At 69.9% G+C, this 15,653-nt stretch carries 16 protein-coding genes; 13 read left to right on the forward strand and 3 right to left on the reverse strand.

Translation table 11 applies throughout. The features are described from left to right. Window positions 1-171: 171 nt before the first annotated feature. Window positions 172-1,374: a methyltransferase gene (locus QMA07_RS15975; RefSeq protein WP_290163702.1), complete on the reverse strand. Its 1,203-nt coding sequence runs from the start codon at window positions 1,372-1,374 to the stop codon at window positions 172-174. A 61-nt stretch (window positions 1,375-1,435) separates the two neighbouring features. Here QMA07_RS15975 and QMA07_RS15980 point away from each other — a divergent pair, with 61 nt between their 5' ends. The 7 genes from QMA07_RS15980 (at window position 1,436) to QMA07_RS16010 (ending at window position 7,401) form a co-directional block, all read left to right on the forward strand. After that, window positions 1,436-2,092, forward strand: coding sequence for a TetR family transcriptional regulator (locus QMA07_RS15980; RefSeq protein ID WP_290163703.1), 657 nt, complete (start codon window positions 1,436-1,438; stop codon window positions 2,090-2,092). Then, a complete protein-coding gene (locus QMA07_RS15985; protein ID WP_290163705.1) occupies window positions 2,089-3,072 on the forward strand; it encodes an ABC transporter ATP-binding protein in 984 nt (327 codons plus the stop codon). The genes QMA07_RS15980 and QMA07_RS15985 overlap by 4 nt, the downstream gene beginning before the upstream one ends. Then, window positions 3,069-3,869, forward strand: coding sequence for an ABC transporter permease subunit (locus QMA07_RS15990; RefSeq protein ID WP_290163707.1), 801 nt, complete (start codon window positions 3,069-3,071; stop codon window positions 3,867-3,869). Before QMA07_RS15985 ends, QMA07_RS15990 begins: the two co-directional genes overlap by 4 nt. A 219-nt stretch (window positions 3,870-4,088) precedes the next feature. Beyond that, on the forward strand, window positions 4,089-4,496 hold the full coding sequence (locus QMA07_RS15995; RefSeq protein WP_290163709.1) for a GntR family transcriptional regulator: 408 nt from the start codon (window positions 4,089-4,091) through the stop codon (window positions 4,494-4,496). Continuing rightward, the gene (locus tag QMA07_RS16000; RefSeq protein WP_290163711.1) at window positions 4,493-5,410 is read left to right on the forward strand and encodes an ABC transporter ATP-binding protein; all 918 of its coding nucleotides are present in this window, start codon (window positions 4,493-4,495) and stop codon (window positions 5,408-5,410) included. The genes QMA07_RS15995 and QMA07_RS16000 overlap by 4 nt, the downstream gene beginning before the upstream one ends. Continuing rightward, window positions 5,410-6,096: a hypothetical protein gene (locus QMA07_RS16005; protein ID WP_290163713.1), complete on the forward strand. Its 687-nt coding sequence runs from the start codon at window positions 5,410-5,412 to the stop codon at window positions 6,094-6,096. The genes QMA07_RS16000 and QMA07_RS16005 overlap by 1 nt, the downstream gene beginning before the upstream one ends. A 159-nt stretch (window positions 6,097-6,255) precedes the next feature. Beyond that, window positions 6,256-7,401 (forward strand): aromatic acid exporter family protein, encoded by a 1,146-nt coding sequence (locus tag QMA07_RS16010; protein ID WP_290163714.1) that lies wholly within the window; start codon window positions 6,256-6,258, stop codon window positions 7,399-7,401. Window positions 7,402-7,404: 3 nt separating this feature from the next. On the opposite strand, the gene QMA07_RS16015 is transcribed toward QMA07_RS16010, so the two are convergent. Beyond that, a complete protein-coding gene (locus QMA07_RS16015; RefSeq protein WP_290163715.1) occupies window positions 7,405-7,986 on the reverse strand; it encodes a winged helix-turn-helix domain-containing protein in 582 nt (193 codons plus the stop codon). A gap of 75 nt (window positions 7,987-8,061) precedes the next feature. Between QMA07_RS16015 and QMA07_RS16020 the strand changes: the two genes are divergently transcribed. Both QMA07_RS16020 and QMA07_RS16025 read left to right on the forward strand, forming a co-directional pair. Then, a complete protein-coding gene (locus QMA07_RS16020; protein ID WP_290163716.1) occupies window positions 8,062-9,360 on the forward strand; it encodes an MFS transporter in 1,299 nt (432 codons plus the stop codon). A 59-nt stretch (window positions 9,361-9,419) separates the two neighbouring features. Next, entirely contained in the window at window positions 9,420-9,878 is a 459-nt protein-coding gene (locus QMA07_RS16025) for a GyrI-like domain-containing protein (RefSeq protein ID WP_290163718.1), read from the forward strand. A gap of 45 nt (window positions 9,879-9,923) precedes the next feature. Here QMA07_RS16025 and QMA07_RS16030 read toward each other — a convergent pair whose 3' ends face one another. Beyond that, window positions 9,924-10,142, reverse strand: coding sequence for an SCO4848 family membrane protein (locus QMA07_RS16030; RefSeq protein WP_140035740.1), 219 nt, complete (start codon window positions 10,140-10,142; stop codon window positions 9,924-9,926). Window positions 10,143-10,281: 139 nt separating this feature from the next. Here QMA07_RS16030 and QMA07_RS16035 point away from each other — a divergent pair, with 139 nt between their 5' ends. The 4 genes from QMA07_RS16035 (at window position 10,282) to QMA07_RS16050 (ending at window position 15,633) form a co-directional block, all read left to right on the forward strand. Continuing rightward, entirely contained in the window at window positions 10,282-10,908 is a 627-nt protein-coding gene (locus QMA07_RS16035; protein WP_290163720.1) for a sigma-70 family RNA polymerase sigma factor, read from the forward strand. Next, the gene (locus tag QMA07_RS16040) at window positions 10,905-11,387 is read left to right on the forward strand and encodes a hypothetical protein (protein WP_290163721.1); all 483 of its coding nucleotides are present in this window, start codon (window positions 10,905-10,907) and stop codon (window positions 11,385-11,387) included. Before QMA07_RS16035 ends, QMA07_RS16040 begins: the two co-directional genes overlap by 4 nt. Window positions 11,388-11,465: 78 nt before the next feature. After that, window positions 11,466-13,040, forward strand: a complete 1,575-nt coding sequence (locus QMA07_RS16045) for a S8/S53 family peptidase (protein ID WP_290163723.1) — start codon at window positions 11,466-11,468, stop codon at window positions 13,038-13,040. Window positions 13,041-13,134: 94 nt separating this feature from the next. After that, window positions 13,135-15,633, forward strand: a complete 2,499-nt coding sequence (locus QMA07_RS16050) for a CHAT domain-containing protein (RefSeq protein ID WP_290163725.1) — start codon at window positions 13,135-13,137, stop codon at window positions 15,631-15,633. Window positions 15,634-15,653: the final 20 nt, after the last annotated feature.

Below are 15,653 nucleotides of genomic sequence, written 5' to 3' on the forward strand. Positions count from 1 at the left end.
GGTCAGGGGCAAATCCGGCATTTCTACCGTCGTTCAGTTTCGTCGGCTGACCGGGGGATTGCGCGGGTTTCGGACGCCGGTCCGGGGCCGGGCGTGGCGCGGGTCTCGCAGCCGCGCAGACGTCGGTCGGACGCGGCGTCGACGCGCAGGCGGCGGCTCGACGAGAGGCGATCAGCGACGGACGCTGCGCGTCACCGTGAACTTCGGCGTGCGATGCACCTGCTCAGTGGCGCCGACGAGGCGAGTGAGCTCGGCACGGTACCCGAGTGACGAGTTGTAGACCGTGAAGAGCTCGCCGCCGGGGCGCAGGATGCGGGCGGCAGCCTCGAACAGGCGCGTGGCTGCACCCGTGTGCACACTGCTGCCGAGGTGGAACGGCGGGTTGAGAAGCACGACATCGGCGCTCGCGTCGGCGATCGCGGAGCCGGCATCGTCATGCAGGACCGTGACGCGGTCGGCCACGCCGTTGGCAGCGACCGTGGCGCGGGCGGAGGCGACGGCCGCGGCGGAGCGATCGGTGGCGATGACCCGGGATTCAGGGTGGGCGAGGGCGTAGGACACGGCGAGTGCGCCCGTTCCGCAGCCCAGATCGACGACGCCCGGGGCAGGGCTGACGTGTTCGTCGTTCACAACTCCGGAAGAACGTGCGCTCTCGGGCGCATTCGGCCCGCTTTCGGCCGATGCCGAGGTGTTCTTCCTGAGTTGTGAACCAGCGAGGCCGAGCACCTCGAGCAGAACGCGCGTGCCGATGTCGAGGCGAGCCCCCGCGAAGGCGCCACCGTGTGCGACGAGCGCGAGACCGTCGTGTCGCGCCGTCACCGGGAACGGCGGCTCCGACGGCACCGGTCGCGACTCGGATGCCACGACCAGTCGGGACTTGCGCACCGCCCGCTCGGCCTGCACCTCCGCGAAACTGCGTCCGAGCACCTCATTCTGCGCGATGGTCATGTGCTTCACGCGACCGCCGGCGACGAGCAAGACATCGGGCTCGGCCCAGCGGGCCACCGCATCAGCGATCTCCTCGAGCTCTGCGAGAGACTTCGGCAACTGCAGCAGCACGAGCCGCGCGCCGTCGAGCAGAGAGGCGTCGAGCTCGTGGCTCGAGAAGCCGACGAGTCCGAGTTCGTCGGCGTTGCGGGCCAGCGCACGACGCCCCGTAGCGAGGTCCTGGTGCACGCGGATCCCGTCGACACCCGAGGCGGCCAGCGCAAGGGTGATCGCGCCGAACTCGTCGCCGATGACCGCGATCTCTCGCCCATCGATCCCGAGCGACAGCGCGCGTTCGACGAGCAGCAGATCGGTGGCGTCGTAGGCCTGGAGGTTGTCGGCCTCGACGTCGGGCCAGCGGCGCAGGCCGCTATAGGGGAAGTCCACCCCTCAAGACTAGGAGCGCCCCCTCTTGACAGGGACTGAACACGTGTTTAGTCTGCTGTACATGCGTTCAGCTTCTGACGATCTCACGGCTCGTGCCCGCATCCGCGACACCGCCATCGCCGCCTTCGCCCGCGACGGATACGACGGAGCGAGCATGCGCGCGATCGCCAGGGAGGCCGGCGTCAGCCCCGCGTTGGTCGTGCACCACTTCGGCGACAAGAACGCCCTGCGCACGGCCTGCGACGACTATGTGGTCGGCGTCTTCATCGACGAGGATCACGACCTCATCGTCGCGCCGACCCGCGACCGCATCCGCACCGCCCTCAACGACCTCGAGCGCTACGGTCCGTACATCGACTACCTCGCGCGCATGCTCGCCGACGGATCAGCCGCGGCCGATCGACTGTTCGACAGCTTCCTGGCGAACACCCGCGATGTGCTCTCCGACCAGCGCGAGGCGGGGATGCTCGAGCCGATGAGCGACCCCGAGATGACGACGATGCTCCTGACGCTGATCGGACTCGCCCCGGTCGTCATGCGCGCGCAGATCGCTCGCGCTCTGGGCACCGACCAGCTGAGCCCGGCCGGACTCCTGCGCACCACTCTGCCGACGCTCGAACTGCTCACCCACGGCATCTATTCGACGACCGCATTGCTCGACGGAGCGCGAGACGCACTCGCAGCCGAGGGGAACGCCCCGAGAGGAGACGCATCATGACCGACACCATCGAGATCGACCGCCTGCATAAGCGCTACGGCAGTCGCATCGCGCTGCACGAGCTCGACCTGCACGTGCGACCGGGTACGGTCTTCGGGCTGATCGGATCCAACGGCGCAGGCAAGACGACGACGCTCCGCACGCTCGTCGACGTGATCCGCCCGTCATCCGGCTCGGTGCGCGTCCTCGGAGAGGACCCGCGACACGGCGGCGCAGCGCTGCGCCGGCGCATCGGCTACGTGCCGGGCGAGCTGCACCTCGAAGGGCGATCGAGCGGGCACCGGATGCTGGCGTTCTACGCCCAGGTCTCCGGCGAGCGCGATTCCGCGGCGACACTGCGCACCGGCCGCGAGCTGGCCGACCGGCTCGGCGTCGACCTGACGCGGCCCGTCCGCACGCTGTCGAAGGGCAACAAGCAGAAGGTCGGGCTGATCCAAGCCTTCATGCACCGGCCCGAGCTGCTGATCCTCGACGAGCCCACCAGCGGTCTCGACCCACTGGTGCAGCGTGAGTTCCTGCAGATGGTGCGCGAAGCGAAGGACGCCGGGCAGACCGTGCTGCTGAGCTCTCACGTGCTCAGCGAGATCCAGCAGTCCGCCGACGAGGTCGCGGTGCTCGCGAACGGACGGGTCGTCGCCGACGGCGATGTCGCCTCGCTGCGGCTGGGTTCGATCCGACGGGTGCGCGTCGAGATCGCCACGACGGATGCCGCGTCCACCCGGGCCGACTTCGACAGCGTGCCCGGCCTCACCGGAGTCGAGGCGCGCGACGCCGACGGCATCCTGAGCCTCTCCGGCACCGTCGACGGCGCGATCGACCCGTTCCTCAAGGTGCTCGCCCGGTTCGAGGTGCGCGATCTGACGGTGGAGGAACCTGACCTCGAAGAGTCGGTGCTGCGTCTGTACGGCACCTCTGCCACGCCGGCATCCGCCCGACCTGCGACCCGACGATCGCGGCGCGACAGGGAGGAGCAGCGATGAACGGCATCCTGCCGGTGTTCCGTCGCAGCCTGCAGGAGTCCTGGCGAAGCCTGCTCGGATGGACCGCCGGTCTCGCCGCGGTGCTGTTCCTCTACCTGCCGCTGTATCCGAGCCTCGCGGGCGACGGCCAACTCGAGGCCATGATCTCGTCGCTGCCCAAGGAACTCGTCGACACCCTCGGGTACGACCAGATCGCGACCGGCGCCGGATACGCGCAGAGCACGTTCTTCGGCCTGATCGGCTTTCTTCTGCTGACGATCGCTGCGGTGACCTGGGGGTCGTCGGCCATCGCCGGCGCCGAAGAGAGCGGACGGGCCGAGCTCGACCTGGCGCACGGCATCGGTCGTGGTCAGTATGCGCTGGAGTCGGCCGTCGCCGTGCTCGTGCGACTCCTGTGGCTCGGCGCCTTCTCGGGGTTCGTCGTCTGGGCGTTGAACGACTCGGCCGAGCTCGGCCTCGAGGGGTGGCGCATCGTCGGAGCGAGCGCTGCGCTCACCGGGCTCTCGTTCCTCACCGCATCCGCCGCTCTGCTCGCGGGCGCAGCGACCGGCCGCCGCATCTGGGCGACCGGCGTCGGCGCAGGAATCGCCGTGCTCGGGTACGTGCTGCAGGCGATCGCCCGGCAGTCCGACGACCTCGAGTGGGTGAACGCGCTCTCCCCCTACGCCTGGGTCTACCGCCAGCCGCCGCTGGCCGAGGGCGTGGATGCCGGTGGGCTCGCCCTCACCTGGGGCCTGGCTCTCGTGTTCGTCGTGGCGTCGGTCTTCGCATTCCGCGCCCGCGACCTCCGCGGCTGACACCGCGCCCGCCGGGCACCACCACCACCGCCGCCGCACCAGCCAGGCGGGGTCAGTTCCGCACCGCACCAGCCAGGCGGGGTCAGTTTTGCACCGTAACGCGGCGTTTCGGATGCAGGACTGACCCCGCACGACTGCCTGGCCGAGAAACGGGTTGACACGATCCGGGTTCAGTGGTTACCTAGTCGAGTAACTAACCCACTAACCAGCGGAGGACTCGTGATCGAAGAAGGCAAGCCGCTCTTCCTCCAGATCGCCGAGCAGATCGAGGACTCGATCCTCGACGGCTCGCTCGCGGAAGAAGCACAGGCTCCGTCGACGAACGAGCTCGCCGGCTTCTACCGGATCAATCCCGCAACAGCAGCCAAGGGAGTCGCCATGCTCACCGACAAGGGAGTTCTGTACAAGCGCCGCGGCATCGGCATGTTCGTCGCCACCGGCGCGAAAGACCTGCTGCTCGGCGAACGCCGCGCGGCCTTCGCCGATCGCTACATCGACCCGCTTCTCACCGAGGCCCGCACGCTGGGGCTCGGCACCGACGACCTTGCCGCACTGCTCCGCGAGCGCGCGGCCCGGGAGCCACAGACATCACCGGCACGACAGACAGAAGGGAAGACCCCCGCATGACCGCCGTCATCGAGGTGCAGAACCTCACGAAGCACTACAAGGAGAAGAACGCGCTCGACAACGTGTCGCTCACCCTCGAGGGCGGCGCGATCTACGGACTGCTCGGTCGCAACGGAGCCGGCAAGACCACGCTCATGTCGATCCTGACCGCGCAGAACTTCGAGTCGTCTGGCACCGTGCGCGTCTTCGGCGAGCACCCCTATGAGAACACGCACGTCCTCAACCGGGTCTGCTTCGTTCGCGAGAGCCAGAAGTACCCGGATGACGCCTACCCGCGTCATGCCTTCAAGGCCGCGAGCCTGTTCTTCCGCAACTGGAGCCAGGAGCTCGCCGACGAGCTCATCGAGCAGTTCCAGCTGCCGATGAAGCAGACGATCAAGAAGCTCTCACGGGGCCAGCTCTCGGCCGTCGGAGTCATCATCGGTCTCGCCTCCCGTGCCGAGCTGACCTTCTTCGACGAGCCCTACCTGGGACTCGACGCGGTCGCCAGGCAGATCTTCTACGACCGGCTGCTCGAGGACTACGCCGAGCACCCGCGCACGATCATCCTGTCGTCGCACCTGATCGACGAGGTGTCGAACCTGATCGAGAAGGTCATCGTGATCGACAACGGGCGGATCCTGCTCGATGAAGACACGGATGCCGTGCGCGACCGCGCCGTCACCGTGGTCGGCGAGGCCGGCAAGGTCGACGCCTGGGCCGCCGATCGCGAGGTGCTGCACCGCGAGGCTCTCGGTCGAGTCGCCTCCGTCACCGTGCTCGGAGCACTGTCGCCGGCCGAGCGCGCCGAGGTCACGGCATCCGGTCTCGATCTGGCCCCGGTCTCGCTGCAGCAGCTGATCGTGCGTCTCACCCAGAAGGCCGAGGCGGGCTCTGCCGGCAGAGCCTCCGCCGCGAAAGAGGAGGTCCGCTGATGCGACGCACACTCAATGTCATCCGCCTGCAGCTGATCAACCGCCAGACGTTCATCTGGGTTCCGCTGATCGTGCTCGGCTCCGCCGTCGTCATCTCGGTGCTGATCTACGCGATGATCCCCGGCGACCAGCCGAAGTACGGCGGCGGCGGCCAGGCCCCGCTCTGGTACTTCTTCGCCATCGGGCTCTCGGCGATGACCCTCACCTTCCCGTTCTCGCAGGCGATGAGCATCACCCGACGCGACTTCTACTTCGGCACGCTGCTCACCGCCATCCTCGGAAGCGCGCTCATGGGCGTCGTCTTCCTGATCGGCGGCGGCATCGAGACGCTGACGAACGGCTACGGCGTGAACGGATACGTGTTCTACCTGCCGTGGCTGTGGGAGGCGGGCCCGCTCGGCGCGTTCACCGTCTACTTCACCCTCGCCCTCTTCCTGTTCGTCTTCGGCTTCACCGGGGCGACGATCTACAAGAGCTGGGGACCCACCGTGCTCACCATCGCGAGTGTCGGTCTGGGCCTCATCCTCGTGGGGCTCGCCTTCCTCGCCACGAGACTCGAGCTGTGGGCTGAGGTGTGGCGGGGAATCCTCGACGCCGGCGCTCTCGGTCTCGCACTGTGGGGCCTCGTCGCCACGGTGGTGCTCGCGGGCATCTCGTTCCTCGCCTTCCGCAGGGCCATCCCCTGATCAGTCGGTGATCGCTCGGCGCCGGTCGCTCCTCACGGGGCGACCGGCGTCGTCGTGTGCGTGGCGTGCTACCCGGCGTGAGCGCGAGAAGCAACCCGGTGGGCGACACGAAGCCGGGCGGCTAGCGTCGTCCTTTCGGCAGGATCACGAAAGGATGCCGTGACGACGTTCACCTCACGACTCCGCGCGCGCCGCGCAGGGATCGCCCGGTCGCTGCACGAGGCCGTGCTGCCGGCGCGCCTGCTGCTCGTGGCCAAGACGACCCTCGCGGTGGGGCTCGCCTGGCTGATCGCCCCGCATACGCCAGGGGTCACCGACGAGTACCCCTACTACGCACCGCTCGGCGCCCTCATCAGCATGTATCCGACGCTGATGGGCTCGGCACGCTCGGGCCTGCAGACGCTGCTCGGCCTCGCCACCGGCATCGGCCTCGCGACGATCGTCGTGCTCACGGTGGGTCCGACATGGTGGACGATCCCTGCGGTGGTCGGTGTCGGCGTGCTCGTGTCCGGCACTGGCTGGTTCGGGATCGGCCGAGAGTACGTGCCGATCGCCGCCCTGTTCGTGCTGATCGTCGGAGGCCAGGACGCCGACGAGTACTCGCTGGGCTACCTCGTGCAGATGGCCCTCGGAGTGACAGTCGGACTGATCGTCAACGTGGTCATCGCCCCGGCGCCCCTCACACTCACGGCAGTCGCACGGATCGACGCATTCCGCGAGCAGCTGAGCGACCACCTGCGCGACATCGGCTCCGCAGTGTCCGAATCCTGGCCCCCCGAGACCGAGCGGTGGGCGGTCGATTCCGCCTCCCTCGCCGACACCACCTCGGCGCTTCGCACCGCACTGTCGGATGCCGATGACAGCCGCCGCGGCAATCCAAGGGCGTTCGGGGGCCGGGGCGAGACCCGGCACATCCACGAGGAGCTCACGCGCCTCGATCGGATCGCTCACCTGATACGTGACATCTCGGATGAGGTGGCCGACACGATCTGGGCGCGTCCAGGAGCACTCGAACTGGATGCCGCACTGCCCGAACCCCTCTCGGCCGCATGCCATGCCGTCGCCGAGGTCATCGCACAGCAGGACCCCCTGACGCCGGACGATCACCGCGCCCGCGGCGAGGCGGCCCGTGCGATCCGGCTGCTCCTCGAGACGGTCGACGCGCGCACGATCGATGTGCACCGCTCGATGGGACCAGGCGTGCTCGCGGCGATGCATCTGCGTCGCATCCTGATCCTCAGCGGACTCCGCGGCACGGACGACGAAGCGGAGGGCGAGGAAGAGTCGGAGCCGGAGGGCGCGTAGGGGTCAGATCGTGTCGTCCGCGGCGACGAGATCGATCTGCCAGAAGCGACCTTCCGGGTCGTCGTCATCGTGCGCGGCTTCGGCCTCGGCCACCGCCCTGTCGAAGATCTCCATCACCGCCGTGAATTCGGCCTCGGTGAGCCGGGTGGTCCGCTGCTGGAACACGGCGTGGATGCCCGAGGCTCGACCCCCGTAGTACTCGGGCGACCACGCGATCACGCGCTGGAGAAGGTCCTGGTGCTCGGCGGCCACGGCGCGCACGACGGCTCCCCCGAGCTCCTCGTCGGCCACCGGATGGTCGGGGTCGCCGACGCTCATCGCGCCCTTCACCGGCGCCCAGACGCGGTCGCGACGATCTCGCGCATGCTCCGGAGCCTCGACGATGAGGCCCGCGTCAGCGAGAGTGCGCAGGTGGAAGCTGACGCTGTTCGCGGCGACGTCGAGCTCGGCGGCGATGTCGGCCGCGCGCATGTGGTGGCGTCGGGCGAGCAGACGAAGGATCCGTCGACGCAGGGGATGCGTGTAGGCCTTGAGCATGGCCGTCGTCATCCATACGGGATCTTCGCCGTGAATGCCCTCGCCCATGGGTCGATCCTACTCGCACGAAGATTTGCGCAAGAGTAGTTGCGCAAGTCTTCTTGCGGAACTACTCTCTTCACCATGACGACGACCGTGACCGCACCCCACCGGCTCTGGCGCAACGCCCGGTATCTGACCTGGCTCGTGAGCGACACGAGCAAGGGCCTCGCGGCGACCCTGTTCGCCTTCGCGATCCCGCTGCTCGCCTTGATCGTCACGAACGACCCTGCGCAGGCCGGCGTCATCGGCGGTGCAGGGATGATCGCGCGGCTGGCGCTCACCCTCGTGGGCGGCGTCCTGGCCGACCGGCATCGTCGCATCCTGCTCATGCTCATCGGCTCGCTGACCGGCATCCTGCTGGCGGCAGCATTCACCCTGCTTGCTCTCGCGGATGCCCTCACCTTCGGCACCCTGCTCGCGGCGAACATTCTGCTCGCAGCTCGCGGCGGACTCTTCGACGTCGCCGGCGAGAGCGCGATCAAGGAGATCGTGCCCGACGAGGCGATGGGCAGGGCTCAGGCCGCGAACCAGGGGCGGGATGCCGCACTGCAGCTGGCCGGCGGCCCTCTGGGCGGACTCCTGCTCGGCGTCGGCGGCTGGCTGGTCGGCGTCGTCATGACGCTCTGCCACGCGGTCGCGGCAGTCACGGCATGGATGCTGCGGCGAGAGGCGCGCCGCGCCGGGATCGCGGACACGGGGGCGGACGCCGCGGTGGTCGCCCCGGCCAGGACCAGCGCGTGGGCCGAGCTGCGCGAGGCGTTCGCCTGGCTGTTCTCGCGCCCCGACCTGGGCGGCGTGCTCGTCATCATCACGATCGTCAACCTCGGCTTCAACGCCGCGATCACGACCGTCATGTACGCGCTCCAGCAGGCCGGATACTCCGAGCTCCTGATCGGCTCGCTCGGTGCGGGGGTCGGCGCGGTCATGCTCGCCGGCGCCGTCGTCGCGCCGCTGCTCGTTCCGCGCATCCGCACCGGAGTGCTCGCGATCGCCGGCCTCGCGGGCGGCGCCGTCGGCACGGTGGTGCTCGCGACGGTCACCGAGCCATGGGCGATCGTCATCGTGCTGGGAGCCTCGGTGGTGCTGCTTCCGGCGCTCAACGCCGGGATGATGGGGTACTTCATGGTCGCGACGCCGACCGAGCTGCTGGGTCGGGCCAACAGCGCGGCCGGCGTGCTGGGAATGGGCGCCATGCCGCTCGCTCCTCTGATCGCCGGCTTCGGCCTCACCTGGATCGGTCGCGAATGGACGATCCTCGTGTGCGCGGCGCTCTGCATCGTCGCCGTCGCCCTCGCCCTGGGCAACCGCGCGCTGCGCGCTCTGCCCGTCGAGTCGCGCTGGGCCGAGCACGCGAAGCAGTACGAGCTCGATCGCCCGTGACGGATGTCGGCGTCCGCGCGTAGGATCGGCGTCACGCACCCCGACCTGAGGAGACGATGATGTCAGCCATGGAGATCAGCGAGAAGCCGCTCCCGTTCGTACGACTCGCGTCGCTGACCGAGACCGTCGCGTCGCAACCCGAGGTCGCGGCTGTCGTGGGTCCGCTGTTCGACCGGGTGGCCGACGCCCTCAGCGATGCGGGGGCGACGCCGGGACTCCCCGTCGCCGAGTACGACATGGACAGCCACGGTGTGCGCATCACGGTCGGCTTCGTCTACGACGGCCCCGCCGTCGACGGGCTCGTCGTCGTCGAGCTGCCGGCCGTCGAGTCGGCGTTCACCGCCACGCACCTCGGCACCATGGCGACCATCGACGACAGCTGGCAGGCGCTGAACGAGGCGATCTCCGACGGCGGCGCCACCGCTGTCGGAGCGTGTCGCGAGGTCTATCTGCGGTCGGAATCCGAGGATCAGGCCGACTGGATCACCGAGCTGCAGCAGCCGGTCACCCGCTCCTGAGCGCCTTCGGGCTGACCAGGGCGCCGACCGCCAGAACACTGATCGTCAGAGCGCTCCGGCGAGCGCCGCGACGCCGACGATCACCGAGACCAGCGCGAGCACCAGGGCGATCGCGATCAGCACCGCATGCACCTTCAAGAATGTCGTGGCCTTGCCGTCGGCATCCCGAGCCCTGGGGTCTGTCGCGACGCGCTTGTAGAAGCGGGGCCACACCAGCACGTTGAAGGCGGCGTTGAGGAAGAGCACGACGGAGAGAGCGATCACCCCTCCACGCTAACGCTGAGACGGCGCCCCGACGCTGACCGGCCCGGAGGATCCGCCCTCACGCCCCGGAAAAAACACCGAGTCCATGTATCAGCAGGCTCTTGCCGTGCTCCTGACTGGTGTGATCACAATGGGACTCATGATCGACGGCGCACCCGGTGGCGCCGGCCTCGATCCTGCACCGGACGACGGAGCGGCCCGCTGGAAGCGAGCCGCCGAACTCTTCGACGCATGGCGGGACGGCGACAGCCGCGCGATGGACGACCTCGTGCGGCTGATGACGCCTGTGCTCTGGCATGTCGTGCGCGCCTACGGACTCGACCGCACATTGGCCGAAGACGTGATCCAGACGACGTGGCTGCAACTGGTTCGGGGGCATCGGTCGATCAGCGACCCGAAAGCGGTCTCGGCCTGGCTCACCACCACCGCCCGCCGCGAGGCCTGGCGGGCGGGCAAGGCGCACAACAGGGTCGATGCCACGGAGTCGGATGCCCTCGACGCACTGCTTCCTGCGCAGCAGTCGGCCGAGCACCATGCGACCGTCGGAGACGAGAACCGCCGGCTCTGGGCTGCGGTGCATCGCCTCGCCGACCGATGCCAGCGCCTGCTGCGTGTGATCGCCTTCGAGGAGCGACCGGACTACGCCCGCCTCGCCGCCGACCTCGCGATGCCCATCGGCAGCATCGGCCCCACCCGCCAGCGCTGCCTCGCGAAGCTGCGCGACCTGCTCGACGAGCCGACACCACGAACGGAGGGCAGCTCATGAGCGAGAACGACGGCGCCGACGGCAGCGACAACCACGAGGATGCCGAGCTGTTCGCGCAGCTGCGCGCACTCTGGCGCGACGTCGATCCGATGCCCGCCGCCCTGATCGATCGCATGATCGCGACCGTCGCGGCCGAGGGCCTGTCGGAGGAGTACGCGCTGCTCACCCTGATCGAGGAGCCGCTCGGCGCCGTGCGCGGTGACGCCGACGCGCTGACCCTGCAGTTCAGCGACGGCACGACCAGCATTTTGCTGCATGTCACCCGCACCGCGACGGGCGCGCACCGCGTCGACGGCTGGGTCGACTCGACATCGCGTGCGATCGAACTCGCGCAGGGCGAGCACATCCGCTCGACGACGGCCAGCGACACCGGACGCTTCATCTTCGACGAGGTGCCGGACGGACTGACCCTCGTGCGTCTCCACACGACCGTCGGCGATCAGGAGCGAACCGTGACGACCCCGCAGTTCGAGTTGTGATCCGTCGCGGGACGACCCGCGCACACTGCGGGAGTTCCCGCACAGGACGCGGGTCCGCCCGCGAGGAGAGGACCCACGATGGAGCAGCCCAAGGGGTGGAGTTGGCAGGACCGAGCCGAGGGATCGATCAGACGGGGGACGGCTCTCGATCCCTCGGTCGAACCGGTCGACGGCGTCAGGGCGTTCCCCACGGCGTATCTGCAGGAGCGCCTGCTGATCACGCAGGATCAGGAGAACGGTCAGGAGGCCTACGACCAGGAGATCCGTGAGCTGCGCGACGCGGCCGGCTCGTTCGGCTGGAATCTCGAGATCGAATCGCCGGATGCTCTCCGCGCGGCCGATCCGCTGGTTCCCGGAGTTCCCGGCTTCCTCCGCGCCCGCCTGACCACGCCTGACGAACCGACCCGCGGCGAGTCTCCGGTGCCGCCCGATGCGTGGCGCGTGCTGCAGCGCGCCCGCCGCAGCTCGGGCACGCCGATGCCGAGGACCAGCCTCGAGCACGTGCTGTCGATCGATCCGGTCGGACTCAACCCGTTCACCCGCACGAATCCCTTCACCCGCACCAACCCGTTCACGCGCACCAACCCGGTGCGCGGCGCGGGAGCAGGGGCCGGCGGCAGCGACGACTACCTCGAGCCGGGACGCGGCGCCCGTCAGCCGGTGACCTGGCTCGGGCCGGCTCCGCAGCGCACCGCCGCTCCGAAACGAGGCCGCCGCCCGGTGGTGGCCGTGCTCGACACCGGATGCGGAGTGCACGACTGGCTGCCGGACGACATCGTCACCCGGCAGCTCGCGCTCGACGGCGTGCCGATCGGCCTCACCGACGACGCCGACCCCGAGCGCTACCCCGACCTCTACGGGCAGCTCGACGGAGAGATCGACGCGGTCGCCGGGCACGGCACGTTCATCGCCGGAATCATCCGTCAGACGGCGCCGGACGCCGACATCGTCTCGATCCGCCTGGCCGGCGCGCTCGGCGTGATCGATGAGAGCACGTTCCTGACCACGGTCGCCCAGGTCGTCGAGCTGCTGCGGCGACACCGGGAGGACCCCTCGACAGGGCATCCGATCGACGTCCTCAATCTGTCCCTCGGGTATTACCACGAGACGCCGACGGATGGCCTCTTCAGCACGACGCTGCACGCCCTATTGACGACGGCGCGGGAGCTCGGGTGCGTGGTGGTCTGCTCGGCGGGCAACGACGCGATCGACCGGCCGTCCTTCCCGGCATCCCTCTGGCCCTGGCCCGGAGCCGACAACGGCATCCCCCGCGACAAGGACGCCCCGCACGTGTCGGTCGGAGCCCTGAACCCGTCGGCCAGATCGGTCGCGCTGTTCTCGAACATCGGCCCGTGGGTGCAGGTGTACGCGCCCGGCGCCGCCGTGGTCAGCACGTCACCGGCGTTCGTCGGAGGCGAGCAGGCGAGTACCAGGGCGGATGTCGACGGGCTGCGCCGCGAGACGATCGACCCCGACGACTACCGCGGAGGCTTCGCGATCTGGAGCGGCACGTCGTTCTCGGCACCGTACGTCGCGGGTCGCATCGCCGCACAGCTGGGCTCGGTGCCCGCACAGGGCGTCACCGCGACTGCCGCGGCGAAGGCCGTCGCGGCGGTGCTGAAGACACTGCCGTCGCCGGTGACGGGCGGGTAGACGCGGAGGGCTCGGCACGGTGGTCGGCCAGACCTGAGACACGGATGCGGCCGCAAGCCTTCCCTGAGACCAGACATACCGGCATTCTGGTGCGATGCCCCTGTCTGCTCTCGAGCTGCATCAGCGCGGCGTCGACGCAGCCAACTCCCGACGGTTCGCGCAGGCGCGGCGTGCGCTGACTACCGCCTCCGCGCGCACCGACGACGGCGATCTGCGCGCACGCATCGACGGGACCATGGCCTACGTGCTCGCCCAGACGGGCCAGCCGGCGGCGGCCGAGCGGCTCTCACGACAAGCGCTGTCGCGCCCTGGCCTCAGCGATGAGACGATCGCGCTCGCGAACGGGCAGCTCGGTACGCTGCTCGCTCACGGGGGACGCCTGGATGAGGCCGACCTGCTCCTCACGAAGGCGATCGACGGACTCGATGAGGGCTCGATCGAGAGCGCGAACTGCCTGATGAGCCGCTCGGTCGTCACCATGCAGCGACACCGGCTCGACGACTGCGTGGCCGACCTGCAACGGGCGATCGCTGCGTATGAGGCGCACGGGGCAGACGCGCCGCTCGCCGAAGCCCGCCACAACCTCGGCTACGCCGCACTGCTCGGCGGCGACCTCGTCATAGCGCTCGGGCTGATGACCCGATCGCGGCCGATCCTCGCCGCCACGAGCGACCTCGCCGCAGCGATCAGCGACCTCGACCGCGCCGAAGTGCTGCGCGATGCGGGCCTCACGACAGAGGCCGAGGAACTGCTCGGCGCGGTCGCGGCGCGGTTCGGCGCACAGCGCATGCGCCAGGCGCGTGGCGAAGCCGAGTTCCACCTCGCACGATCGCTGCTGCGCCACGACGCTGCTGCCGCCGAGCGGGCAGCCGCGACCGCATCCCGTCGCTTCGCGGCTCTGGGGAGCGAGAGCTGGGCCGCCCGGGCCGAGGCGGTGCGGCTGGAGGCCCGGCTGGCTGCCCACCCCAAGGCCCTGCCGAAGGCCGAGGACTTCGCGCGCACCGCCGCAGCGCTCGCCCGCGGAGGCTTTCGCACCGAGGCCACGGCCCTGTCTCTCACGGCACGCCTCACTGACGGCGGTCGGCTGCCGCGGCTCTCCTCCGACGCCCCGACGCCGCTGCGCCTGCGAGCGCACGAGGTGCGTGCGATGCGGGCGGCGTCTGCGGGCAGGGATGCCGCTGCTCGCCGCGCCGCAGCCGAGGGCCTCGACCTGCTCACCGCCTGGCAGCAGTCGTTCGGCGCGCTCGACCTGCAGGCGTCCGTCGCGATGCACGGCACCGAGCTGATGTTCACGGGGCTCGCCGCCGCCGCACGATCGCGCGACCCCGAGGTGCTGTTCGAGTGGTCCGAGCGCGCCAGGCATCTGAGCCAGCAGGTCGCTCCGGTGCGGCCGCCGCACGACGCAGACCTCTCTGCCGACCTCGCCGAACTGCGGATGCTGCGCGCAGACCTCGCGGGGTCGGACTGGACGACCGATGCGCGTGTGCGCGAGCTGCGCGATCGGGTGCGCGACCGCCAGTGGTCGTCGACCGGTGTCGGCGGAAACCACCAGCGCCTCGGACTGCTCGAGGCCAGGGCTCGTCTCGACGGCGAGACGGCGATCCTCGCCTACGTCTTCACGCGCACGGAGCTGCTCTGCGTCGTGGTGACGGCATCCGGTTCGTCGATCGTCGAGCTGTCGCTGCCGCGCGTCGAGGCCGCTCTCGACGGACTCCGCGCCGACCTCGACGTGGCCGCTCTCACCCGCCGTGGGCCGATGGCCCCTGTCGTGGCACGATCGCTCGACGAGAGGCTGCGCCGGCTCGACGATGCCCTGCTCGCACCGGCCCGTGCGGCGGCGGGAGGGGTCGCTCGTCTCGCTGTGACGGTTCCGGGCATCCTCGGCGGCATCCCCTGGGCGATGCTCCCCGGCATGAGCGGAACGCCGTTCACGATCGCGACCTCGGTGTCGCGCCTTCTCGGGCAACCGCCTCGACGACCCGATTCCTCCTCGCCCCCTTCCGCACCGGACTCCTCGCGCGGCGCGCCCCGGCGCGTGCACGACGCAGCGGCATCGGCTCCGACGGCCGGATTCGCGACCGGACCCCGGGTCGCGCGGGCCGAGGAGGAGGTGCACGTGGCCGCCGAGGCGTGGACCGACGCCCGGATGCTGACCGGCGAGCGCGCACGGGTGTCGGCCGTCACCGAGCTCGCCGAGCAGGTCGACGTGCTGCACATCGCCGCCCACGGTCGCCACGCCGTCGACAACCCGCTGTTCTCGGGATTCGAACTCCACGACGGCACGCTGTTCGGCTATGACGTCGACCTGATCTCGCGCGCGCCCGACACCGTGGTGCTCTCGGCGTGCGAGCTGGGCCGCTCATCGGTGCGCTGGGGCGAGGAGGCACTGGGCATGACGCGGGTCTGGCTGCACGCCGGCACCGGCTGCGTCATCGCGGCTCCCGTGGTGGTGGCAGACGACGTCGCCTGCGAGCTGCTCGGCGCCGTGCACATCGAGCTGGCGGCGGGTGCACGACCGGCCGTCGCGCTGGCGGCGGCAGCCGAATCCACCGGACTCCGTGCACCGTTCCAGTGCCACGGAAGCGGACTCTGAAACTTTGCTCCAGTCGATGT

The organism is Microbacterium sp. APC 3901 (assembly GCF_030407765.1).
In the GTDB taxonomy this organism is placed as follows: domain Bacteria; phylum Actinomycetota; class Actinomycetes; order Actinomycetales; family Microbacteriaceae; genus Microbacterium.